Raw genomic sequence first — 22,548 nt, forward strand, 5'->3', positions numbered from 1 at the left:
TAAAATTGGAGGAATATTATTATGGATTTAACTAATTTATTATCAGATGTCAAAAAAATTTTGGCTGCAGATGGCAACTATGAGAACTTAAGTAACAAGGAGATCTATACCCCTTCAATTCAAGTAGACCGAAGAAACGTCTACTTCATTCTCCACCAAACCAATGCTGATGGGATTGTTGAAAAGTCATTGGTCGTTTACGAAAACCGATTGACATCAGGTGATTTTGAAGCGGTTGACTCGTTAGATGATGTGGATTCAACGTTGATTGTTGGTGAACTTAATGAACACAATAATGATGCATTGGCTAAACGGTTCCAATGGATGCGGCCAACTTCCCGTCGAAATTACAAGTACACCTTTGGACTAGGGGATCGACTCGGTAATGCTTCTAATGCCCATCTACGTTTAATTAAGGGCCGCGGCATTATGCCAGTATTAGCACAACAATCAATCCGTGAGTTGGTTTTAATGCACCGAACCAATACCGACGTTTTCCAATCTGCATCATGGGCTGTTTTTGAAGAAGGCTTCACGTATGGTTGGGGTGCTGACGGTGATCATGTTAAGACGCCATACGAAGTTGATTATGCCGTTAAAATTGGCTGCTCAATGATTACCCTGGATTGTACTGAAGAGATCAACAATGAAATTGTCACTTTGGACGATGCAGAACTTGACAAGCGGTTCAATCAACTAGACCCAGACCAAATCAAATACTTTAATGATACTTATTTGAACAAGACGTTTGATCTTGGTGATGGTCGTTCAGTTAAATTCACCAAGCACGATGTTGAAGAATCAGTTCTGACATTCTATGGTGCTATTCTGTTTGCTGCTGGTATTTATGAGAAGTTCGTGGTTCCTTACAACTTGGACTTTGAAATTTCAATGGACGAAACCCCATATCAAACGACTAATCCAAACCACTACTTCTTCGCTAACGAACTCAACCGTCGTGGGATCACCCCGGTTACAATGGCCCCTCGATTCTATGGTGAATTCCAGAAAGCCATCGACTACATTGGTGATACTAAGCGTTTTGAACGTGAATACATCATCCACGAAGCCATCGCAGAACACTTTGGCTACAAGCTCAGTATTCACTCAGGTTCAGATAAATTATCCGTATACGAAATTATCGGCCGCGTATCCAAACAACACGGCTGGCACGTTAAGACTGCCGGTACTAACTGGTTGGAAGCTTTGCGGGTTGTGGCCCACAAGGACCCAGACTTCATGCTGGAACTCTACAAGTTCTCATATGAAAACCTTGACGATGTAAAGGCCTTCTATGTCTTTAACGCCCAAACTGACGGTACTGCACCAAAGCCAGCAGACATGAACAAGGACAACGTTATGGATCTTCTAGACAACGATGATGCCCGTCAAGTCTTGCACACAATGTACGGATCAATCATGAACTTGAAGCACAACTACCACTATGTATACCGTGACAAGCTCTGGAACATCATCTTGAAGAACCAAGCTCTTTACGACAGATACTTGAATATCCATATCGCAGAACATTTGGACTTGCTTCAGGGCGTTGTTAAGACAAAGCAGGAAGCCCAAGAGAAGCATGAACCTAAAACGGACATTTCAAAGGAAAGCAACCAAGAACTTCAAGCAAGTACGAATAAATAGGAGGCATTAGTCGGCATGACGCTATTAAATGATGATTTTCTGTTAGGAAACGAGACGGCAAAGACCTTATTTCATGATTACGCAGCTAAAATGCCAATCATTGATTTTCACTGCCACTTAAACCCACAGGAAATTTATGAAAATAAGAACTATCCAAACATCACTCGAATTTGGCTCAATGAAGGCACCTATGGGGATCACTATAAGTGGCGCCTAATGCGGGCGAACGGTGTGGATGAAAAATACATCACTGGTGATGGTGACGAATACAAGAAGTTCGTTGAATGGGCTAAAACCATTGAGAATTCATATGGCAACCCACTATATGAGTGGACCCATCTCGAATTACGGCGGTTCTTCCACATTGACGAAGAACTAACGGAAGAGTCCGCACCAAGAATTTGGGATAAGGCCAATGAATTATTACAAACCGATGCCTTTAAGCCCCGCAACTTGATTAAGAATTCTAACGTACAGGTTGTCTGCACAACGGATGATCCAGCTTCCAACCTTCGCTATCACAAACTGTTAAAGAGGGAAGAAGCTAGCAGTGGTTTCAAGACGTTACCAGCTATGCGACCGGATAAGTTAATTCAAATTGACCGAGATGGATTTGCGGACTACTTGAAGACCCTGAGCGCCGTGTCGCAAGTGCCAATCAATAGTTTTGCGGATATCATCAAAGCTTTGCATCAACGCTTTGAATTCTTCAACGAGATGGGTGGTCGTCTTTCAGATCATTCATTACTGACCTATCACTTTAACGAGGCCAGCGAGGACGAACTAAATGAGATCGTCAACAAGGGTGTCCAAAACAAGCTGTTGAGTCAAATTGAGATCGATAAGTACTTGACGATGTTGCTAGAAAATCTAATGAAGCTAAACACAGAATTCAATTGGACGATGCAGTTTCATATCAATTCGAATCGGGATTTGAACCGGCCAATGTTTGATAAAATTGGGCCTGATACGGGCTATGATGCAGTGGGAACCCAACCTGACATTGTTGACCACATTACAAAGCTCTATACCAAGATGCAAGATACCAACGACGTGCCTAAGACAATCTTTTATTCATTGAATAATAATGATTGGATGCAACTGGCAACCATGATGGGCTGTTTCCAGGGCGGTACGGTTCAAAAGCTGCAGCTGGGTGCTGGTTGGTGGTTTAACGATACTGCTGAAGGTATGGATAATCAGCTGAGAATTTTTGCCCAGGAAAGTCTATTGCCACACTTTGTAGGGATGCTAACAGATTCAAGAAGCTTCCTGTCCTACCCACGTCATGAATACTTTAGAAGAGTGCTGTGCAACTTCTATGGCAAACTCGCCGAACAGGGGCGGGTGCCAAATAATATTGAAAAACTTGGTCAAATTGTCCAAGATATTTCTTATAATAATGCTCATGATTACTTTGGATTTTTGAAGGATTAATGAGTCGAAGTCAACTGAAAAATTAGCCTAAAAAATCTAAGCCAACCTAGCAGTCATCAAAAGAGATGATTGTCGGATTGGCTTAAGTTTTAGTCTCAGTTAATCATTCGTCGATCAGGGGATCAACTTTACGGTTTGGCAAATCGATCGAAGAATTCATACGGCACCCATTTTGCCAAAACTCGATAGCCTTTGTAAACAAAGCCAGGGGTATAGACTGCATGGCCTGCGTTGGCAAGTTGGATGGCTTTTCTGGTCATCTTCTTCATGTTTAGGAATGGCAGAGCGTCAGTGATTGTTTTCTTTTTATTTGAATTGTCTGCCTTCAAGAAGAGTTCCGTCTTCATGTTTCCCGGGCAAAGTGCCAGTACGTTAATGCCTGCAGACTTTAATTCTTGACGTAGGGAGATTGACAAGAAGTAAAGATAGCTCTTGGTTGAAGCGTAGATTGCCATTTGGGTGAGTGGTGCGTAGCTGGTAATTGAGCAGGTATTAATAATGGAACTGCCACGCTCCATGAATGGTAAGACAATCCGAGTGATTAAGGTTGGTGCCTCGGCATTTAACTGAACCATTGTGGCTTGTTTCGAAGGGTCTTGTTGGGCAAATGATGATTTATTAAGCATGCCAGCATTGTTGATCAACAGTTTCACAGTTGGACGGTCTTGATTAATTTCATCTTTGAATTTAGCGATATCCTCGTGATTTGTTAAATCTAGTGGGAAAATTTTAAACTTCTTAGTGTAATAAGAATCCGCAACTTTTTGAAGAGCCTCTTGGTGACGGGCGATGAGCCAAATTTCATCAATGTCTGGTTCGGTATCGACAACAGCTTCAACAAATTCTTTTCCAAGTCCGGTTGATGATCCGGTAATAATCGCAATAGTCATGTGTTTAAGTCCTTTCTAATGTAATGAAATGAAGCCGTTAAATTTGGCTGAATTTAACCATAATTGATTGTGGAATGAAGTTAGTAATGACTCTTAATGTCTTATAAACCAACATCCCAGTGTATGTTGCCCGACCATGTTTAGCAGCCTGAATTGTTTTGTGGGCAAACTTAGGGACGTTCAAGCTAGGCACTATATTGAATGCCGTGGTGTTTTGACCAGCGTGGAGGGCTTTATCCATTTCTGTTTTCATCCGGCCTGGAAAGACGGTACAAACGTTGATTTTGCGTTTTTGAAGTTCTTGGCGAAGGACGACTCCAAAATCTTTTAAGTATGCTTTGGTAGCGGAATAAACATCCAAATTGGGGTTGGGGATGAATGATGACACTGAGGAAACCGAGAGGATAAATCCACCGGGCTTGATGTAAGGAATGCAGTTCTTGATAAATGCCGTTGCACCAAGAACATTAAGATTCACCATAGTATCAATATCACTCATATTTTGGTCAGTAACGTAACCGCCAACCGCGACCCCAGCATTACTGATAACAGCTTCAATGACGGGGGCTTTGGCTGCGAGCTCGGCCGAGAGTCTATTCCAGGAGGCTTCTTTAGCTAGGTCTAGTGCTAAAATATTAAATTTGATGTCTGGATATTGTTGAGCAATTTGCTCCATTCGGTTCTGTCGTCTGGCAACCATCCAGATTTCATTGACATCAGGGCATTCGTCTTGGACCGCTTTGACGTAATCTGTACCCAAGCCGGACGTGGTGCCACTAATAATTGCAATAGTCATTGTCGAAATCCTTTCTAATCTTTATTTTGCTCGTTTAGGACTTAGGGCAGCCAATCCTTGAACTCTGAGTGAGTAAAAAAGCGGCGACCAGGCATTGGTGCTGATCTTTGGCTTTTCGTCGTTTGCAATTCTGGCCATCTGCTGTTCATAGTAGCTGTTGCCAATGGCTGGGCCAATTGTTTTATCAAGCGACTTAATCCCAGTTGTTAACCACGGCAGATTAACAGTTGCGTAACTTCCGTTAAAGATGCGGTTCGGTAAATCTGGCAAGAGAACTAATGGGCGGCCGATGCCAACCATATTGGTGTCACCATCCGCAACGGCATTTTCCATGCTGCTTTGAGTTCGAAACCCACCAGTCAAACCGACTGGAACGTGAATTAAATCCTTGATCTTTTTGGCATAGTTAATAAAGAACGCATCGTTGCTGTTCTTTGAGGTCCCCGTTGACATTTTAGGGCTGGCATAATTACCACCAGAAATTTCAATTAGATTGATGCCGAGACTTTCCATCCTTTTAATGACTTGAAGTGAATTATCTTCAGTAAATCCACCAGGCTGGAAATCACTAGAATTGATTTTTAAGCCAATTGGGAAATCGTCACCTAATGTTTGACGGATTCCTTGATAGATCTCGACTAAAAAACGCATTCGATTTTCAAGGGAGCCACCGTACTCATCAGTTCGTTGATTATCGAGCGGTGACAGGAATTGGTCGATTAAGTAGCCATGGGCGCCATGAATTTCGACGCCGGTAAAGCCAGCTTTCTTCGCGATAGCCGCCGTGTTGACAAATCGTTGAATGGTTTGTTTGATTTCATCTTGAGTAAGCGCGCGGGGCTTATTAAATGCTCGACCATATATTCCGTCAAAACCAATAGCACTTGGGGCAACCGGCTCTTTTGAAAGAGTTCTTGGCGATTGCTTCCCTGGGTGGTTAATCTGCATCCATAGTTGAGTGTTATTAACGGTTCCCGCTTCTGCCCATTGTTTGAGCACCTCTAAATCCCGTTCGTCTTCCACGACGACGTTGCCGGGTTCGCCCAATGCGTGTTGGTCAATCATCACGTTGCCGGTAAGTAAGAGCCCCGCGCCTCCGTTCGCCCAGGTTCGGTATAAGTTAACGTGTTGTTGATTTGGATGACCGTTTTTTGCAAAGTTCTCGTTCATGGCAGATTTGAAAAAACGGTTTTTGATAATGGTTCCGCTGGATAATGTCAGCGGTTGTTGTAAAACTAATTGAGTCATAGTTGATCTCCTTTGTGTGAGTGAACGGGACAAAGCGGTCAGAAAGCTGCACCTAATCTATATAGAAAAGGACAAAAGGTGCTTATAAGTAAACTCTTGCTTTGTTCCAGATAAACTTTCACGATCATCGCAAATGTCCTGCTAGTTAAAAGACTGTTTGCTTGTTCGTCAGTCCGTTCCAAAGCTGATTCTTTAAGCTTAAGATAGTGGCTTGGTCAGGAGCAGTTTGATGATCGATATTTTTTCCAATCCATGAGAAGTTGGCCATCATTGATAAACTGCCGGTGAGTAGCGCAATTTGAGCCTGGACATTGGATTTAACGAAGATTTGACTTTTCTGTCCGGCATTCAGAAAATCGGTCAGGGTATCGATAACTTGACTGCGTAAGTGCTTACTGTCTTCATCCAAATCAACGTTAAAGATATTTTGATAAATGAAATGTAGCGCCGTGGTGTTTTGGTCGATTAGATTAATCGTGACATCAAACAGTTTACCGAAAACGACTCGAGTTTCTTTGGCGGAGTCGAGCGAGCTGCTGATTGACTCTAAAAATGTCGTCATCACGTGTTGAAAAACGGCATTTAAAATAGCCTGTTTATTTTTAAAGTAATGATAAATAGAACCAACACTAACGTCGGCAGCTTTGGCAATTGACGGTACGTTACTTGCTGCATAGCCGGTGGTTGCAAAAATGTCGATGGCAGCGCAGATGATTCGTTCTTGTTTGTCCGTTGTGTTTTTCATGATTAAGCTCCAATTAAGTTTTAGAATGAACGTTCATTCGAAGCATAACAAATTTATTTGATGAGTGCAAGGGTCAATGCCTGTTTGACTTTTTCTGAGAAATTGACGTTAGTTAATGGTAGAATTTGATTGTTGAGTTAAAAGCGAGTGAAGCTAAGTGGTTATCGCTCTACACAGATGATCTAGAACAAAGAAAGGAGCCGGCCTCATGAAGAATCCTGAAAAGAGCTCGGTGACAATTAGAACGATCGCAGAAATGGCCAATGTATCCCATACAACGGTGTCACGGGCCTTAAATGGGAGCCCATTAGTCAAACCGGACACCCGTAAGAAAATTGCTGAAATTGCAAAAGAAATTGGGTACGTACCTAATATTAACGCTAAGAGTTTGGTGATGAACCGCTCATATATGATCGGGATCTTTTTTACCAACCTCGATACAGGGACGTCTGCCAGCTTCTTGACAGAAGTTATGCAGCAATCCCAGACCACGTTGCCAAACAGTTATTCACTATCGGTCAACAGCATTGATAATGTGATGACCGACCAGGGGATTTTAATGAAAAATTTTGACGGGATTCTCGTCTTGAGCCAGTCGCCAACCGATGATGAGTTTATTGATTACATTCATGAAATGGGTCTACCGTTGGTCGTTTTAAACCGGAAGATTGGTCGAAAAGATATTACCAACTATGCACCAAATGATTTTGTTGGTGCTAAGAACGTCGTTGAATATGCGATTCGAATGGGCCACACCAAGTTTGGCTTGATTAAGGGAATTAAGTCCTTTGAATCTTCCAAGCAGCGAAGCGAAGGCTTTTTTGAAGCAATTAACGCCCATGATATTCAGATTGATCCTAACTTCGTGAAGCGCGGCGATTATCGGCCTGAAAGTGGCAACCGGCTCATGCGCCAGATTTTATCGAGCGGCGAAGTCCCAACGTGCGTCTTTTGTGAAAATGACGATATGGCCATTGGTGCCATTAATGCCTGCATTGAACTGGGTTATCGCGTACCGGAAGACGTGTCGTTCATTGGCTACGATGACATGAGCTATTCTCAGTATATGACGCCACCGTTGACAACTGTGAGAAAACCGACTTCATTGATTATTCAAAAGGGTGTGGCTTCTTTGATGGCTATTTTGGAAGATGGTGAATCGAAAAAAATCACCCAACAGGTGATCGATCCAGAAATTATCGTTCGAAGTTCAGTGGTTAATCGGATTAAAGAATGAAGAATTTTGATTGATTTATGTGCGTTGATGGCACGCAAGACGATTTATATAGTATACTTTTAGTTGTGATTGCGTTTTCATTTTCAAAGGGAAACGGCGAATATAATTATTGGAGGTTCTACTATGACCAAAGTTTTAATCGTAAATGCGGGGAGTTCATCGCTTAAATTTAAATTGTTCGATATGTCAAAGGAAGCGGTTCTGGCAGATGGCGAGGTTGAACGACTCAATATGTCAGGGTCAATCGTCAAGATTAAGTACGGGGATGGCAAGACCTATAAGACAACCGAAGATAAGATTGATTACGAACGCTCAGCGGGAATTATGTTAAATAGTTTGAAGGATCTAGGAATCATCACGCACCTTCGAGACATCGACGCGGTGGGGAACCGGGTGGTTGCCGGCAGTGATATTTTCGATAAAGTCGCTAAGATTAGCGATGACGTGCTGCAGCAGATTGTCGATTTGGGTGAAATTGCCCCGATTCATAATCCAGTTGAGGCTGAATACATCAAAATTATCCAGCGGATTTTACCAGATACGGATCAGTACGCAATTTTTGATAGTGCCTTTTTCAAAGACGTTCCCGAAGTCAATTCGATTTATGGAATTCCTTATGAATTGACTAAGAAATTTACAATTCGCCGGTATGGCGAACATGGGATTAACCATGGTTACATCACTGAACAAGCGGATGATATGCTTGGTAAGAAGGATGCCAAGTTAGTGACCCTTCATTTAGGGTCGGGAGCTTCGGTAGCAGCGGAAAAAGATGGCAAGTGTTACGACACCTCCATGGGTTTTACTCCGATGAACGGCCTTGTGATGGGCACTCGCGCTGGTGACGTTGACCCGGCTTTGGTGCCATTCTTCATGAAACGGATGGGGGCCAAAGCCAGTGAAGTCATTGAAATGTTTAACGACCGGTCTGGCTTGCTGGGGGTTTCGGGCGTTTCCTCTGATATGCGGGACCTTGAAAGCTCAAAGGATCCCCGCGCTCAATTGGCTCTGGACATGTTCGTGAACCGAACGGTCAAATTTACCGCTAGTTATATCACCGAACTCGGTGGCGTTGATGCCATCGTCTTCTCTGGTGGAATTGGCGAACATGACAAATGGGTCCGTGATGAGGTCTGCAAGCAACTCGGTATTTTTGGCATTAAGTTGGATGCTGATCTAAATGACCAACAGAAGCCTGGTGACCTGGGAACCAAGGACTCATCAGCGCGAATTTTGCTCATTCCGGCCAATGAAGAGCTAGCAATGGTACGGGATGTGCAGGGCGCTTTGAAATAAATTAGCGTTATGATTGGGCAATTAGTTAAAGTGACTAATTGTTCTTTTTTTATTAAAAACAATATATGCTTATACATTTGAATGGACTTTCTTTACGTATACACGGGATTCGTGTATAATACAAAGAAATTATGTAAAGAGAAGAATGATGATAAGAACTTTTGCAGATAAAGAAACCGAGAAAATATATAACCAGATATTTTCCAAAAAGCTTCCCCAATCTATACAAAAGGTTGCATTACGTAAATTGTTGATGATCGACTTTGCAATGGATATTAACGACCTAAGGGTTCCACCAGGGAATCATTTGGAACGGTTGGTAGGGGATTACCAAGGATGGTATAGTGTTAGAATTAACGATCAGTATAGAATCTTATTCACGGTTCAAGACGAGAATAATTTTACCCAAGTTCAAATAGTTGATTATCATCATGGATAGGAGAGATAAATATGAGCAAGATTCCAACGCCAGAGATTAGTGAAATTCTAAAAAATGAATTCATGGATCCCTTAAATCTTTCCGCATACGCCTTAGCAAAACACATCAATGTGCCAACATCTAGAATCCAGGATATTTTACACAATCGTCGGGAAATAACTGTAGATACATCCGTTAGATTAGGTAAATTTTTTGGTGTTTCTGATCGGTATTTTCTGAATATCCAAAATGATATCGATTTACGGAATATCGAAATAGATAAGCATGATGAGTACGATAAAATCAAACAATACCAAAGTTGATGGATGGTTTGATACCCTATTACTAAAAATACTGGTAGTAGGGCCTTTTTTGTGTCCGTATTAATTTATGGAGGCGATAGTATGACGATTCAGATGAGTTCTGGACTTTTGGATGATGCGTTTTTGGCCTGCTTAGCCAAAATTTGTTCTCTATGACTTATCGTTAGATAGCGGTGATATCACTGTTTGGTAGGATGAAGTAGTATCTACAATTAAAAAGGCAATTCAATTATCACGCTTGAACTGCCTTTTTACTGTTTTGAATTTTAAATTAATGTTCGTATCCCAAAGTACCCAATCACTACAATGCTCAGGATAATCCGGTACCAGCCAAACACTTTGAAATTATTGTGCTGGATGTAGTTGAGTAAGAATCTGATGGCGATGTAGGCAACGACAAACGAGACCAGCATACCCGTGAGCAGCACAGCGGTTTGCATGCCATCGAAGGTACCACCGTGATGAAAATATTTGTAAACTTTTAGCAGGGAGGCACCAAACATGGTGGGAATTGCTAGGAAGAATGAAAATTCTGTGGCCACGTAACGTGAGGTGCCAATTAGAATGCCGCCAAGAATAGTGGCACCAGATCGAGAAGTCCCGGGGATGAGTGATAGCAGCTGGAACATGCCAATAATGAAGGCTGTTTTGTAGGATAACCGGTTTAAATCAGAAAACTGTGGTTGCCGGTTTGCGTTGCGGTTTTCGATTGCGATAAAGAGGATTCCATACAGCAGTAACATCGCCGAAACGATTTCCCAGTTCATCAGGTGGGCATCCATCCAATCGTTTAAAAGCAGGCCAATCACAACGGATGGCAAGACCGCAACGACCACTTTAAACCATAACACCCAGGTTTCATGCTGCTCAACATGGGTCTTTTTGGGCGACAGTGGATTGAGTTTGTGGAAATATAATACGACCACTGCCATGATTGCGCCGAGCTGAATGACAACGTTGAACATATCGGTGAACTGGGTAGTCTCACTCATCTTGATGAATTCGTTCACCAGAATTAAATGCCCAGTTGAGCTGATTGGTAAGAATTCGGTAATGCCTTCAACAATTCCTAAAATAATGGCTTTGATGATATCTAACATGACGTTAACCCCTAATCTGTTTGGATTGATAGTTTAAGCATGCCATAAAAAATGAGGCCTGGGGGATGATTTACCGATTGTTTACAGGATTTAGGGGTAATTTTTACATTGACTGGTTTGATAACTGCGGTGGTGGGCCTGACAGAAAACGGCATGCGTTTGATCGCACTAATAATTTCTATCGTATAAAATAACAGTTGAATTAGTTGACCCTTTCATTACATATAAGCTATTATATCTTATATAGAGAAAGACACTGGTTAGGCTCTATTACCAACTGTTATGTATACATGGGCATGCGGTATTAAGCGCTCAATAACTTTACGGTTTTATTATAGGGGGAAGCTAAATTGATAATACAAAAGTATGGATTAGTGGCGGTGAAACAACTATTGTTGCTGATGATGACAGTTGTCCTGACATTTTTGTTTGGGATGACATTGATGACCTCAGCTCACGCAGCCACGGGGGATACTGGGACTTTTCTGGGATCTCAAACCGGATTAACCACTGGTTCGGTTGGGAAAAGTAACACTGGGACACTTGAGGACCAGCTAGCATCACTACCTGACGACCCATCGACGCCTAGTGCTGGTGGCGTCGATTTAGCTGGTAGCGGGGTTGTCTTTAATCCTAATATTCCGAACCAAAGTAGCTATTATCCTAATGACGTGATTAACCTTATGCTTCAAGCCTTTGTCCAAAAAGGGCAGACATACACTAATGGCACTGCCAAGATATATTTAGATAAGACGATATTTAATAAAGTGGCGGTCGATGATATTTCCGGCGGGGAGAGCATAAAGGGAACGCCTTCCGTTTCAGAAACGGCAGCTAATTATGTTGTGACAATTCCGCTTAATACCGTTACAAATAGCACCCGTGTCGGAATTCCATTTCTTGCGTCCTTAAAGCCTGGCAAGGTTGTGAACGGCGGCACTTATAAAATCACCACGGAATTCTTTGATAATTCTGGTACTTCATTGTATAAAACGGATGCCTTTTCAGTGACTGGTAAAACAGATAATATTTTTGCATACAGTCCCGGTACTGAGACGAGCCTGGATGAAAAATATTTTGATTCAGGGAATAATTTAAAAAATGATACGACAATTTCAGTGGGTGGTGGTTTAGGCTACCACGGTGATTCAGATTCTAATCATTATTTCTATATTGATAAATCTCAACCAGGCGAATACACATTTAAGGTTAACTTACCTGCAGGCTATCACGTCCCTGATGGTGGTGCCGGTTCCTGGCAATATGATAAGTTAAATAATGTGTTGACTAAGAAAATGACGGTTGATACAACTGGTGCAACCAAAACTCGGACTGGGGTGGATCTAGGAAGCTTCCAATTGATTGTTCCAAGGGGATATCATGCAGGCTCCCATCAAAATATCAGTATGGATGTTAATGGCCCGAATGGGAGGGTTGACGTAACCAACTACTATATTGCAATTGATAAAACCACAGTCGATCCGCCTGACCCTAAGAAATTATTTTTCATCTGGCCAGCAAAAATAATTTCACGTGAAGACGGCAAAAATGCCTCCCATATGGAAATCAGTAGTGTCACTGATAAAACCGTTTTTAATTCCGAATTGAATCCAATGTGGCGAATGGGTGGAGACCAAATTGATGGCGTTGACGTTAAAGCAGTCTCGTTGCAAAGTATCACCGATTCGCCAGACACCGGACTGCTGACGAACAAAGTCAGTTTTGGGCCTATGGATGGGATGAATGGTAATCAGATTGGGGCATTAGAGAATAATAACGTTGAGGGAACCTATGACGAGAATGGGAAATCGGTCACTACTAATTTAGGAAAGGTGAAATTTTACGAACCGTTAACGATTCCGGACCGTCAGTATACGTCGATTAAAGTTAACTTTAATTCTCCAGTCACCTTTCAAAAATCTCAGCAAGATATGTTCAAGGTATTTATGAGTGGTCATCTAACTAAAGCCGTGCTAGATGATTTTAATAATAGCACCAGTACGAACAAACAGATCCAGAATCAAATGGATGCGCAATTTGTGAAGACAAAGGATTCTATTTATGATGATCCAGAGCACAGTAGCAGTAACATTGGTCTGTATAAAGACGCCCCGAGAGTATCTGGAACCGGATTATCATTGGCTGGGAAGAATGGTAATCAATTGCTTGGCAAGGGGACCCTACTTGCTTCGTTTGGACTACGAGTAGACGATAATGACAACCTGCAAATCATTCCTAAAAATGGCAAAATGGTGTTTATCGTTCCAGATGGTCTCTCAGTTGATCAAAATAAACTGAGTGATGTTGACAACCTTAAAAATATTAAAGTAGAAACGAACTATGCGGGGTCCGGTAAAACAGCTATTATCGGTGACATCACAAATCCTGAAGCCTTTAAGAGCGGTTCAACTTACCTGTCGTATCAGCTGCCACTTACAGCTGACGGAACGGTTACTTCAGGTCATTACAATGTTTCTGCTTACCTAGTTTTTGATAATAATAACGGCAAGCCAGGAAACGTAACTGATTTTACCGTTCCGGCTAAATCAGCGGTCGTTGATGACCCCTATGGTATTTATAATGCGACTAACAACTCAAAAGGGATTATTTCTGATCAGGGAGAATTTATTTATACACCGGAAACCCGCCTTTTGAGTATTGAAAAAGTAAAAGTGTTTAATGCTGAAGCAGGAACCTGGGGAGAAGCAGTCACCAACACGGGAGATAATTCGTTCAGTGGTGATAAGCTTCAGTTTATGGGTACACTGGCTAATGATGGGCTGCAAACATACGACGATGTTGATATCATTGGTATTTTGCCTAGTCCCAATGATCCTAGTATCTCCGGAAAGCGTGGCTCGACTATTGCACTTCACTTGACTGGCCCAGTGACAGTTCCAAATGGTTATTCGGTGACATATTCGACCGCAACGCCGAGTGCTAATTTAATCAAGAACTATGATGCAACGTTTAATAGCACCGAAAATGATTGGGATGCCGTGACCATGGTTCGGGTCAAAGCTGATAGTGGAAACTCACTTAAGGTCGGCGATACAATTAATTTTGCCTACCCATCAATTATCCCAGCAATTACTAGTGATCAGTCAAAGGAAATCCCTAAAGGAATTAGCACCTTTATTGTCAAAACACGGGATAATGATGTGACACCATTAGAGTCAAATCCGGCGATCGTAAACGTTAATTCATCGCAAGAAAATGTCACCATTCAATTTTTGGCAAAGGGGCAAAATGGAGATGACTACCAGATTGCGGATCCTAAGGTCATCTCGAACCAAAAAATCGGTGCCCAATTTACCGCGAATGCCAATGACTATCCAATTGATGGATTCATCCCTGTTGATTTCGAGAATCACACCATCACTGTTAATCGGAACGCCAATTCAAACATTGTTAAACTGTATTATAAATCCCAGGCTGACAGCACCAAAGTAGGCGGGACGGTACAATTTGAAGATGAAAATGGGAAGGAAATTGCGCATCCTATTAAATTTGATGGTAATGTTGGTTATAATTACGACGTCACTAGTATTAAAGACGTCCTTAATACGCAAAAAAAATTGAAAGATCAAGGTTATATATTACAGTCGACCGTTGGTAAACCTACTGGGACTTTCGCCAAGGAAGAACCAATTACCGTTGTTTACAAGTATCGTAAGCAACAAACGCCAGTGAATCCAGTGAACCCAGTTAATCCGGTAAATCCGGTGACGCCAGTCAATCCAACACCGACGCCAGAACCAAATTCAAATCCGACCCCAACATCCCCAGTAAAGCCCGATACAAGCGGTAAGTATCCAGCTACGCTTGCCAAAAAGAACGAGGTTGTCTACTCCCTAAACAAGATTTATCTTTATCAAAAACCAACCTTTAAGACGACCCAACGAAAAGTTGGTTATGTTTCTAAGCCCCGGGTTTATCGGCCAATGTTTGTGGTAACTGGTTACGCCCGTTCAGCCAATGGTGCGGTTCGCTACAAGGTTCGTGACGTCAATCATCTGACCAAGAACCGCCATAAGACCGGATATATTACGACTCAGTGGGCATACGTGCGTCCGGTATACTATAAGAGTAAACACACAACGTTCACCGTAATTAACCCTCGGGGAGTCAATGAATATACCCGGGCCAACTTGACTGGTAAGGTCCGCAACATTAAGCAGGGAACGGTGCTGTTCGTCAAGAAATTTGTCAAACACAATTTAACCACTCGCTACGTCTTAAGCAACGGTCATTACATTACAGGTAATCGAAAGTTGATTAAGATGGGAAAACAGACCCTTCCAAAATACGTTAAAGCTAAGAAGCCGGTTAACCGTTACAAGACCGTCAACTTAACTCGAAAGAATCATCAGTTTAAGAAGGGCAAAGTATTTAAAGTACTTGCTGTCGACTACTCGCACGCTAATAGTGTTACTAATCATGGTGCGATGCGGTACAAAGTCAGCGGAGGTTACATTACAGCAAATGCTAAGTTTGTGAAAACAGTAAAATAGATTGCTCATAAAATTAAAGAGATTGAAGCCAGATAACGTGGTTTCAATCTTTTTTATCGTCACTATGTATATTGTTTACGATGAATGTTAGTGGCATTAGGGCACTGTGGCGTTCTCATTTACGTAGATTAGGGCCGCTTTGTTACGCGCACTTTACTAGGACAGCTGTGTTTGGCAGAAACTTCCATATAAGCACCTTGGTCAAGAATCCCCAAACCCAGGATTTCTGCCCAAGGAGACTTATATTCCGACTGCCGTGAAACGCCTAGCCTACTTGGCAGTTTCTAACCGCCTGACTTCGCTCACTTTACTAGGACAGCTCCGACGCAACTGATGCTAACGTGTAAGGCTAAAATGATTTAAATCCAAAACCAGGATTTTAATCATTTCAACCTTACACACCGCATCACCCGTTGCCCTTCGCTCACTATGACATTTGTCATCTCACTTCCTGACATCTGCTTCTACAGGCGCTTCCGATTTACCCTTAAACTAAGGATATCAATTAAGAAACCGGAGATGACCACTATGACTGCTATTATTCAAGTGACTAACGTATCCAAACAATTTGCTCAGAAATCAATTCTCTCACACATTAATTTTGACGTGGCGCCTGGTGAAATCATTGGCCTCATCGGCAAGAATGGTGCCGGTAAAAGTACCCTAATTAATATGATGTTGGGATTGACTGAACCAACTGATGGGAAAATCACCTTGTTCGGCCAAGCCCCCCAATCTAAAACGATCAAGGATAAAATCGGCGTCATGTTTCAAGATAGTTTTGGCTTAGACCGGGTTCGGGGAAGTGAACTGATTCAGTTAGTTAGAAGCTACTATTCCCATCCCCTGCCATTTTCTGAGGTTGTTAAGCTGGCCGCTTTGGGTGAAAATCTGACCACTATGGTTACCAAAATGTCGGGAGGTCAACGCCGTAAGTTGAACTTTGCCTTGGCAATGGCCGGCAATCCCGAACTGTTATTTTTGGATGAGCCAACTGCCGGAATGGATGCCAATAGCCGCTATGATTTTTGGCAACAGATTCAGCAGCTTTCTCAAGCTGGCAAAACGATTATTGTTACCAGTCATTATCTAGAAGAGATTGAAGACGTTGCGAGCCGGATTATTTTCTTGAAGGATCACCATGTTTTGTATGACGGCCCCTTAGCAGGCCTTCAAAAGAGCTTTACCCATACAATCGTTGAGTTTGATAGTTCGCTTCCTGAGGCCCAAATTGCCGCTTTGATTCATAACGGTGATCTGGATTCTCACAATCAAAGCCACTATGTGTTTGTAACTGAAGACGCGGACGCAGTTGTGCGGGAGCTGACGCCAGAGATCGCTAACGTTAGAAATCTTCGCATTACTCAACAGTCGTTGGATCAGATCTTTAGAGAAGTTATTAAGGAAGGTGATTAAGATGAGAGCATTTGCAACGCAGGTTAAAAACAACTTTTTTAGAATTATTCTTCGAAATCCGCGGTTTATCGTGTTTGATGTGGGGGTGCCAGCACTATTCTACATTTTATTTACTAAGGTGATGAATCAGGGGATGCCAGCGTCATTTAACAAGACATACTTGGTGAGCATGGCAATTTACGCAACGCTTTTATCATCAATTATCACGGTTGCCAATAACGTGCTTTCAGACACTGACCAAAGTTATCTTCGGTTTATTGACGTTTCACCGGTTTCACGGCCAACTTATTACACTGCGATGGGGGTTATTTTACTTGGCCTAACAGTTATTGAGATTGCTATTATTGAATTAATTGCGAAATTCTACGTTGGGGTTTCGATGGGCATAGGCAATTGGTTAGCGATCCTGGTATTAGCGACAGTTGCCAGTATTTCATTGATGGTCTTTGGCGTTAGCCTGGCATTTTGTGGATCGGGAACGGTCGTTAATTTGATGGTTAACGTTATTGTGTTCCCGGTTGCCATTCTCAGTGGCCTCTGGTGGCCGTTATCACTAATGCCAAACTGGGCCCAAACCGTCGGCAAGCTCTTACCAACCTACCAAACTTCTGTTATTGTTAATGAGGTAATTAATAAAACAACAATCTCACTAAATGCAATTGGTGGCGAAATCGTATGGCTATTGTTAGCGGCCACCTTGTTGTTCGCCGTTCAAAAAATTCAAAGGACTAAAACGCGTAAATGAAATTTTTACAGAAGAACATTTTATTCCCAAAACGATTCGGATTTTATCCGTACTTCTGGCTGATTTGGCTGATATTTCCGCTAACAACTTTGTGGCCGTTTAATACAGCTCATAAAATCATTTCTGGAATCTTGTTGGCTATTTTTATCTGGTTTTATCGAAATGGATACAGCGTCACGAAGACGTTACCACTGTGGATATATGGGCAGTATTTGCTTTGCCTAATTTTGACGATCACTAATGCGTGGGTGTATCTGACATTGTTCACAGCGTGGGAAATTGGGTCACTGCCACTCAGTAAGCCAAAATTCCGGTATTATTTAGTCGGATACTATGTCACGTTAGGATTATGCTTTGCTTGGATGGCAACGCAAGCTGGTGCTAATTTCTTTACGGCGGATAATGTAGGGAATGGCTTAGTTATGATGTTGTTTGAAATTCTGTCACCGTTGGGAGGTAAGTCGATTTCCAATTCCTACCGTAGAAGCCAGGAACTACGCGCCCAAAACTCCCGATATGCCGACGTGATCAAACGTGGTGAGCGGGAGCGGATTGCTAGGGACTTACATGATACGTTGGGCCAATCATTTTCAACGATTACGGTCAAAGCCGAGTTAGCGTCAAAATTACTCGAGAAAAAACCGGATCAGGTGCCTGCTGAATTAAAGGAAATTGCGGCAGCCTCGCGAAATAATTTGCAGCTTGTACGGCAGATTGTAACTGGCTTGCGGCAATTATCGATTGCGGAAATGATGATTGAGGTCGCTGATTCCTTGAAGGCGAGTCAAATCGATTTGGAAACGATTAATGAAGAAATGACTAATAGTTGGCCTGCTAAGACACAGAACGTGGTTGCCGAAGTATTGCGAGAAGCCGTGACCAACGTGATTAATTACAGTCATGCCAATCAGCTATGGGTAACCTTTGATGAGGTCAACAACAATTATCAAGTAGAAATTACTGACAACGGGGTTGGTTATGGTGAGGTGCGCAAGAATGCCCATGGGATTAGTGGGATGAAGGAGCGGGCAACGATTGCTGGCGGTCACCTTGAAACCAAGACTGGCCGCAATGGGACCGCGATTAAGCTGACCCTGCCAAAGGAGACGGACGAATGACAATTAGACTTATTTTAGCAGAAGACCAAAGCTTATTAAGTAGTGCGTTGGCGCAGTTGTTAGACCTTGAAGACGATTTAGAAGTGATCGGTACCTATGGCGATGGCGAAGAGGCGTTTAAGCATATTAAGTACGAGAAGCCAGACGTGGCGATTTTAGACATTGAAATGCCGAAGAAGACGGGATTAGAAGTTGCTGAAGAGATTGATCGACAGAAATTGCCAGTTAAAGTTATGATTTTGACGACTTTTGCCAACAAAAACTACTTTCAAACGGCTGTTAAGGCGCACGTTCATGGCTACTTGTTAAAGGATATTCCAAGTGATGAATTGATCCAATCAATTCATGAGGTAGTGGCTGGCAAAACAATCTATTCGCCCGAATTAGTGAGTTCAATTTTGGGGGATGTCGATAATCCATTGTCGGATAAGGAAACCCAGATCCTAGCAGAAATTAGAAAGGGTGGCTCGACCGCTGAAATCGCAAAGACACTGTATCTGTCGAATGGGACAGTGCGCAACTACATTTCATCGATTCTAAGTAAATTAGGCGCGGCAAATCGGATTGAGGCGTTAAATATCGCGGAGAAGCGACATTGGTTGTAGCAAAGTCAGTTATGGGATTGTTTAGTAGAAGGTGGAAGCCCTTTAGACGTCACTAGCTGATATAATGGGGTCAAAGAATTGGGGATGATGGCGTTGGCTTTCAAAAGGATTGCCCTTATTACTAGTTCAGTGATTTGCGTGATTATTCTACTGGTTTCGGTGAATTTGGGACTGCTGGCAATCACCTTGTTATTTGCGTGGATTACATATCAATTACTGGTTAAGCGGGATTATACCTTGTTAGCAAGTCCGTCGATAACTGGGAAAGACTACCAAGACTTAGACAAGGCGACGATTAAGAAGTATCAAACAACCGCTTTTTGGGTTGGGTGGTTGGCCTTAATCATCACGATTTTGATTGTGATTTTCGGCATTATAATTAATCAATAAAAACATAACCAAAAAAGCGTATGGTCCACCGAAATGATGAATCATGCGCTTTATAATTGATGATGAGTTTAATAACATTTAATAGGAATCCCTGATCTGATTAATTTCAACGGATTAAAAAATAATCTAATTACCCGTTTACGTGACCCGCAAAACTTGGCATGAAGGCGTTATTGATTGTCTGAATTTGAACGTTTTGACCAGGTTGAGGAGCGGCGACGTACTGATTGTTGCCGATGTAGATGGCAACGTGATAGGATGCTCCTTGACTGCCCCAGAATAGTAGGTCGCCAGGTTGGGCGGCCGCAACGGTTTCTTTAGTCACGTGGCTCTCTTGAGTGACGGTGTAGTGGCCGAGGGTAATCCCGGCGGCTTTTTGGTATACATAGTCGGTCAGGCCAGAACAGTCCATTCCGGTGAGTGATTCGCCACCCCAGATGTAGGGGATGTTTTGGGATGCGAGTTGTTTAGCCAGGGTAACAACGGCACTTGTATCAGTGGCAGCGGTTGTTGCCGTAGCTGCTGAAGTAGTTGGGGTTGTTTGGGTAGTTTGAGTCTGATTGTAAGTGCCACGATTGTTTGTGGCTGCTTGGGTTGACGGATATGTAACCGTGTCCGCACTAGCACTTGTGGCCACACCACTAAGAATTGTTCCGGCAAATGCTAAGCTTAAAATGATTTTACTGAGTTTCAAAAAAACACCTCATTTTCTATTTGATGGGTGTCATAGTACCCGGTAAAGGTTACAACGGAGTTACAAAACAGTTGTGGTCTAGTGACGAATTATTTCAGCCTGAAATAGTGTTAAAGGTTTTGTTTTGGAAGCTTAAATAATTGCCTAAGTGGGTTGACATTGGTGACTTTTGGGAATTGGTATATGTCATAACTGTCATGATTTTAAGCAAAATGATTTCCGAATTATTGCCAGGGTTATTTGATATAGTTGGACAAAAAAGATGAGGCAACTTAGGCTGTCTCATCTTTTTGACGTATTTAAATTTGCTAAATCTTAGAACGTTGCTTTGTAGCTAATTGAATAGGTCTTTTCCTCACCCTTTGGCAAAAGAACGCTACCAAAACCTTCGTGATTAGGCGTGTCTGGTAAATTCTGGGCTTCAAGGGCAATTCCCATATGAGGAACGCCAGCGCCACGGTCGAACTTCACACCATCTAAATCATCAGGTGTGAAGACGACTAAGACATTGCGATTGGACTTGATGGCGACGCTACGACCAGATTCTGGATCAGTTAGCGTGGCAATTGGGTCATCGTCATTGTGATCATTGATGACATAAACTTCATCGTAGGTGTGGCCAACTTCAGCTTTCATATCATCGATTCCGAGCTTAATATTCTGGGGGTCCCGGAAGTCATAAGGGGTATCATCGACCGCAACCATTTTGCCGGTTGGGGTCTTGTCTTTATTAAGTTCAAGGTACTTGTCAGCGTTAATTTGCAAGGACTGGCCATAAACATTTTGGCCGTCGCTCAAGTTGAAGTAGGCGTGTTGAGTTGGGTTAAATAAAGTATCAGCATCGCTTTTGGCAGTGTAGCTGATCGTAACTTCATTATCATCACTTAACGTATACGTAATTTTGACGTCAATATTGCCTGGAAATGAGTCCTCTGAAGAATCAATGTGTTTTTCAAACACAATCGAATCACCATCGAAGGCGCCATTCCAAATCTGTGTGTTAAAGCCATGAGGGCCACCGTGAAGGGTTGTGGTGCCTTCGTTAGCATCGACGTGGTATTCTTGACCATTGATCGAGAAAGTTCCCTTAGTAATTCGGCCAGCTGTTCTCCCAATGGCTTGGCAGAAGTACTGATTTTTCATATACTCGTCACTGCTTGGCATGCTCAACATGACGTTTTCTGGCTTGCCATCTTTACCAGGAATGTTAAAGGCTTTCCAGGTAGCACCAAGCGTAATCGCAGAAATCGAAACATCGTGGTCGTTGGTAACCGTAAACTTTTGAATATCTTGACCCTTGTACGTATCAAATAATTCTTTTTTTATTTGCATTGTCAATTAAATCTCCTTGAATTAATAAATTGTGGTTGTGTAACCGCTTTAATATGTATTATAATATTTTTTTGTACGGTGATGCAATAGGAAAAGTCATATTTATCCGTATAACTATGTATTAATTTGATTAGAAGTATGCTATTTTTAGTGAAGAAGCAAAGCGGTTAGGGATTGGCACATATGTCGCCATGACTAAGAATAGGAACCTAGTTATCGACTTTTGTTTTCTGAAGCAGCTCTCAGAGTGCAAAGACAAGCGGTTAGCAACTGGGATCAATCTAGCCGACATTCATACATATAGCTGTGATTTGAGATCATATAGAGAAGAGAGGAAGCATCATGCAAACACTTTTACACGTTTTATCGGGGATTACTGACCTATTAATTATTGTTTTCATTTTTGCTTGGATGTATGAATTTGCCAGAAAAGACCAGACTAAGCGAAACCATCACTTTGGTTGGTGGACACTGGTGGCAATTGCGGTAACGGCGGGGTTAATGTATCTGGCGGGATCACTTAAATGAGTCAAAGGCGGCTAAAGTTAAGCAACGAGGTAGGAAGATATCACAATTCAGTAGGCGGGGGCGTTACTC

General features: G+C 42.3%; 20 protein-coding genes. 13 read left to right on the plus strand and 7 right to left on the minus strand.

The genetic code is table 11. From position 1 onward, the window contains the following. The first annotated feature begins 21 nt into the window (after positions 1-21). On the plus strand, positions 22-1,647 hold the full coding sequence (locus tag FC98_RS03305) for a tagaturonate epimerase family protein (RefSeq protein ID WP_054654342.1): 1,626 nt from the start codon (positions 22-24) through the stop codon (positions 1,645-1,647). Between the two features lie 15 nt (positions 1,648-1,662). Next, the gene (gene uxaC / locus FC98_RS03310; protein ID WP_054654344.1) at positions 1,663-3,084 is read left to right on the plus strand and encodes a glucuronate isomerase; all 1,422 of its coding nucleotides are present in this window, start codon (positions 1,663-1,665) and stop codon (positions 3,082-3,084) included. 128 nt (positions 3,085-3,212) lie between these two features. On the opposite strand, the gene FC98_RS03315 is transcribed toward uxaC, so the two are convergent. From FC98_RS03315 to FC98_RS03330, 4 genes are all read right to left on the minus strand, one after another. Further along, positions 3,213-3,974: an SDR family NAD(P)-dependent oxidoreductase gene (locus FC98_RS03315; protein WP_054654346.1), complete on the minus strand. Its 762-nt coding sequence runs from the start codon at positions 3,972-3,974 to the stop codon at positions 3,213-3,215. 37 nt (positions 3,975-4,011) lie between these two features. Further along, the gene (locus FC98_RS03320; RefSeq protein ID WP_008855926.1) at positions 4,012-4,770 is read right to left on the minus strand and encodes an SDR family NAD(P)-dependent oxidoreductase; all 759 of its coding nucleotides are present in this window, start codon (positions 4,768-4,770) and stop codon (positions 4,012-4,014) included. Positions 4,771-4,791: 21 nt separating this feature from the next. Continuing rightward, complete coding sequence (locus FC98_RS03325) at positions 4,792-6,018, minus strand: NADH:flavin oxidoreductase/NADH oxidase family protein (protein WP_008855927.1); 1,227 nt, start codon at positions 6,016-6,018, stop codon at positions 4,792-4,794. Positions 6,019-6,163: 145 nt separating this feature from the next. Next, a complete protein-coding gene (locus tag FC98_RS03330) occupies positions 6,164-6,763 on the minus strand; it encodes a TetR/AcrR family transcriptional regulator (RefSeq protein ID WP_008855928.1) in 600 nt (199 codons plus the stop codon). 208 nt (positions 6,764-6,971) lie between these two features. Here FC98_RS03330 and FC98_RS03335 point away from each other — a divergent pair, with 208 nt between their 5' ends. The 4 genes from FC98_RS03335 (at position 6,972) to FC98_RS03350 (ending at position 10,037) form a co-directional block, all read left to right on the plus strand. Then, positions 6,972-8,000, plus strand: a complete 1,029-nt coding sequence (locus FC98_RS03335) for a LacI family DNA-binding transcriptional regulator (RefSeq protein WP_056949198.1) — start codon at positions 6,972-6,974, stop codon at positions 7,998-8,000. A gap of 123 nt (positions 8,001-8,123) precedes the next feature. Continuing rightward, positions 8,124-9,296: an acetate/propionate family kinase gene (locus tag FC98_RS03340; protein ID WP_008855930.1), complete on the plus strand. Its 1,173-nt coding sequence runs from the start codon at positions 8,124-8,126 to the stop codon at positions 9,294-9,296. Positions 9,297-9,444: 148 nt separating this feature from the next. Next, positions 9,445-9,735, plus strand: coding sequence for a type II toxin-antitoxin system RelE/ParE family toxin (locus FC98_RS03345; protein WP_040471001.1), 291 nt, complete (start codon positions 9,445-9,447; stop codon positions 9,733-9,735). An 11-nt stretch (positions 9,736-9,746) separates the two neighbouring features. Further along, positions 9,747-10,037, plus strand: coding sequence for a HigA family addiction module antitoxin (locus FC98_RS03350; protein ID WP_008855932.1), 291 nt, complete (start codon positions 9,747-9,749; stop codon positions 10,035-10,037). A gap of 266 nt (positions 10,038-10,303) precedes the next feature. Here FC98_RS03350 and FC98_RS03355 read toward each other — a convergent pair whose 3' ends face one another. Continuing rightward, positions 10,304-11,137: an undecaprenyl-diphosphate phosphatase gene (locus tag FC98_RS03355; protein ID WP_008855933.1), complete on the minus strand. Its 834-nt coding sequence runs from the start codon at positions 11,135-11,137 to the stop codon at positions 10,304-10,306. A gap of 350 nt (positions 11,138-11,487) precedes the next feature. Here FC98_RS03355 and FC98_RS14595 point away from each other — a divergent pair, with 350 nt between their 5' ends. The 6 genes from FC98_RS14595 (at position 11,488) to FC98_RS03385 (ending at position 19,925) form a co-directional block, all read left to right on the plus strand. After that, positions 11,488-15,651 carry a DUF5776 domain-containing protein gene (locus tag FC98_RS14595; RefSeq protein ID WP_056949199.1) on the plus strand — a complete coding sequence of 1,388 codons (4,164 nt, stop codon included), beginning with the start codon at positions 11,488-11,490 and terminating at the stop codon, positions 15,649-15,651. 528 nt (positions 15,652-16,179) lie between these two features. Beyond that, positions 16,180-17,067 carry an ABC transporter ATP-binding protein gene (locus FC98_RS03365; RefSeq protein ID WP_054654356.1) on the plus strand — a complete coding sequence of 296 codons (888 nt, stop codon included), beginning with the start codon at positions 16,180-16,182 and terminating at the stop codon, positions 17,065-17,067. Between the two features lies 1 nt (position 17,068). Continuing rightward, the gene (locus FC98_RS03370; protein WP_050806245.1) at positions 17,069-17,812 is read left to right on the plus strand and encodes an ABC transporter permease; all 744 of its coding nucleotides are present in this window, start codon (positions 17,069-17,071) and stop codon (positions 17,810-17,812) included. Next, on the plus strand, positions 17,809-18,930 hold the full coding sequence (locus FC98_RS03375) for a sensor histidine kinase (RefSeq protein WP_008855939.1): 1,122 nt from the start codon (positions 17,809-17,811) through the stop codon (positions 18,928-18,930). The genes FC98_RS03370 and FC98_RS03375 overlap by 4 nt, the downstream gene beginning before the upstream one ends. Next, positions 18,927-19,535: a response regulator transcription factor gene (locus tag FC98_RS03380; protein WP_008855940.1), complete on the plus strand. Its 609-nt coding sequence runs from the start codon at positions 18,927-18,929 to the stop codon at positions 19,533-19,535. Before FC98_RS03375 ends, FC98_RS03380 begins: the two co-directional genes overlap by 4 nt. A gap of 93 nt (positions 19,536-19,628) precedes the next feature. Next, positions 19,629-19,925 (plus strand): hypothetical protein, encoded by a 297-nt coding sequence (locus tag FC98_RS03385; protein ID WP_155805084.1) that lies wholly within the window; start codon positions 19,629-19,631, stop codon positions 19,923-19,925. Positions 19,926-20,055: 130 nt separating this feature from the next. Here FC98_RS03385 and FC98_RS03390 read toward each other — a convergent pair whose 3' ends face one another. Further along, a complete protein-coding gene (locus FC98_RS03390; RefSeq protein WP_056949200.1) occupies positions 20,056-20,619 on the minus strand; it encodes a C40 family peptidase in 564 nt (187 codons plus the stop codon). A 315-nt stretch (positions 20,620-20,934) separates the two neighbouring features. After that, complete coding sequence (locus FC98_RS03395; protein WP_008855945.1) at positions 20,935-21,951, minus strand: aldose epimerase family protein; 1,017 nt, start codon at positions 21,949-21,951, stop codon at positions 20,935-20,937. 342 nt (positions 21,952-22,293) lie between these two features. Here FC98_RS03395 and FC98_RS03400 point away from each other — a divergent pair, with 342 nt between their 5' ends. Continuing rightward, on the plus strand, positions 22,294-22,479 hold the full coding sequence (locus tag FC98_RS03400; RefSeq protein ID WP_008855946.1) for a hypothetical protein: 186 nt from the start codon (positions 22,294-22,296) through the stop codon (positions 22,477-22,479). The last annotated feature ends 69 nt before the right edge of the window (positions 22,480-22,548 follow it).

This window comes from Lentilactobacillus kisonensis DSM 19906 = JCM 15041 (assembly GCF_001434135.1).
Classification (GTDB): Bacteria; Bacillota; Bacilli; order Lactobacillales; family Lactobacillaceae; genus Lentilactobacillus; species Lentilactobacillus kisonensis.

Bases quoted from the DNA above. Each gene is read 5' to 3' on its own strand.
- FC98_RS03400 (WP_008855946.1), top strand. From the start codon at position 22,294: ATGCAAACACTTTTACACGTTTTATCGGGGATTACTGACCTATTAATT.
- FC98_RS03335 (WP_056949198.1), top strand. From the start codon at position 6,972: ATGAAGAATCCTGAAAAGAGCTCGGTGACAATTAGAACGATCGCAGAA.
- FC98_RS03350 (WP_008855932.1), top strand. From the start codon at position 9,747: ATGAGCAAGATTCCAACGCCAGAGATTAGTGAAATTCTAAAAAATGAA.
- FC98_RS03365 (WP_054654356.1), top strand. From the start codon at position 16,180: ATGACTGCTATTATTCAAGTGACTAACGTATCCAAACAATTTGCTCAG.
- FC98_RS03395 (WP_008855945.1), bottom strand. From the start codon at position 21,951: ATGCAAATAAAAAAAGAATTATTTGATACGTACAAGGGTCAAGATATT.
- FC98_RS03340 (WP_008855930.1), top strand. From the start codon at position 8,124: ATGACCAAAGTTTTAATCGTAAATGCGGGGAGTTCATCGCTTAAATTT.
- FC98_RS03370 (WP_050806245.1), top strand. From the start codon at position 17,069: ATGAGAGCATTTGCAACGCAGGTTAAAAACAACTTTTTTAGAATTATT.
- FC98_RS03315 (WP_054654346.1), bottom strand. From the start codon at position 3,974: ATGACTATTGCGATTATTACCGGATCATCAACCGGACTTGGAAAAGAA.
- FC98_RS03325 (WP_008855927.1), bottom strand. From the start codon at position 6,018: ATGACTCAATTAGTTTTACAACAACCGCTGACATTATCCAGCGGAACC.
- FC98_RS03330 (WP_008855928.1), bottom strand. From the start codon at position 6,763: ATGAAAAACACAACGGACAAACAAGAACGAATCATCTGCGCTGCCATC.
- FC98_RS03320 (WP_008855926.1), bottom strand. From the start codon at position 4,770: ATGACTATTGCAATTATTAGTGGCACCACGTCCGGCTTGGGTACAGAT.
- FC98_RS03355 (WP_008855933.1), bottom strand. From the start codon at position 11,137: ATGTTAGATATCATCAAAGCCATTATTTTAGGAATTGTTGAAGGCATT.
- FC98_RS03375 (WP_008855939.1), top strand. From the start codon at position 17,809: ATGAAATTTTTACAGAAGAACATTTTATTCCCAAAACGATTCGGATTT.
- uxaC (WP_054654344.1), top strand. From the start codon at position 1,663: ATGACGCTATTAAATGATGATTTTCTGTTAGGAAACGAGACGGCAAAG.
- FC98_RS03305 (WP_054654342.1), top strand. From the start codon at position 22: ATGGATTTAACTAATTTATTATCAGATGTCAAAAAAATTTTGGCTGCA.
- FC98_RS03380 (WP_008855940.1), top strand. From the start codon at position 18,927: ATGACAATTAGACTTATTTTAGCAGAAGACCAAAGCTTATTAAGTAGT.
- FC98_RS03345 (WP_040471001.1), top strand. From the start codon at position 9,445: ATGATAAGAACTTTTGCAGATAAAGAAACCGAGAAAATATATAACCAG.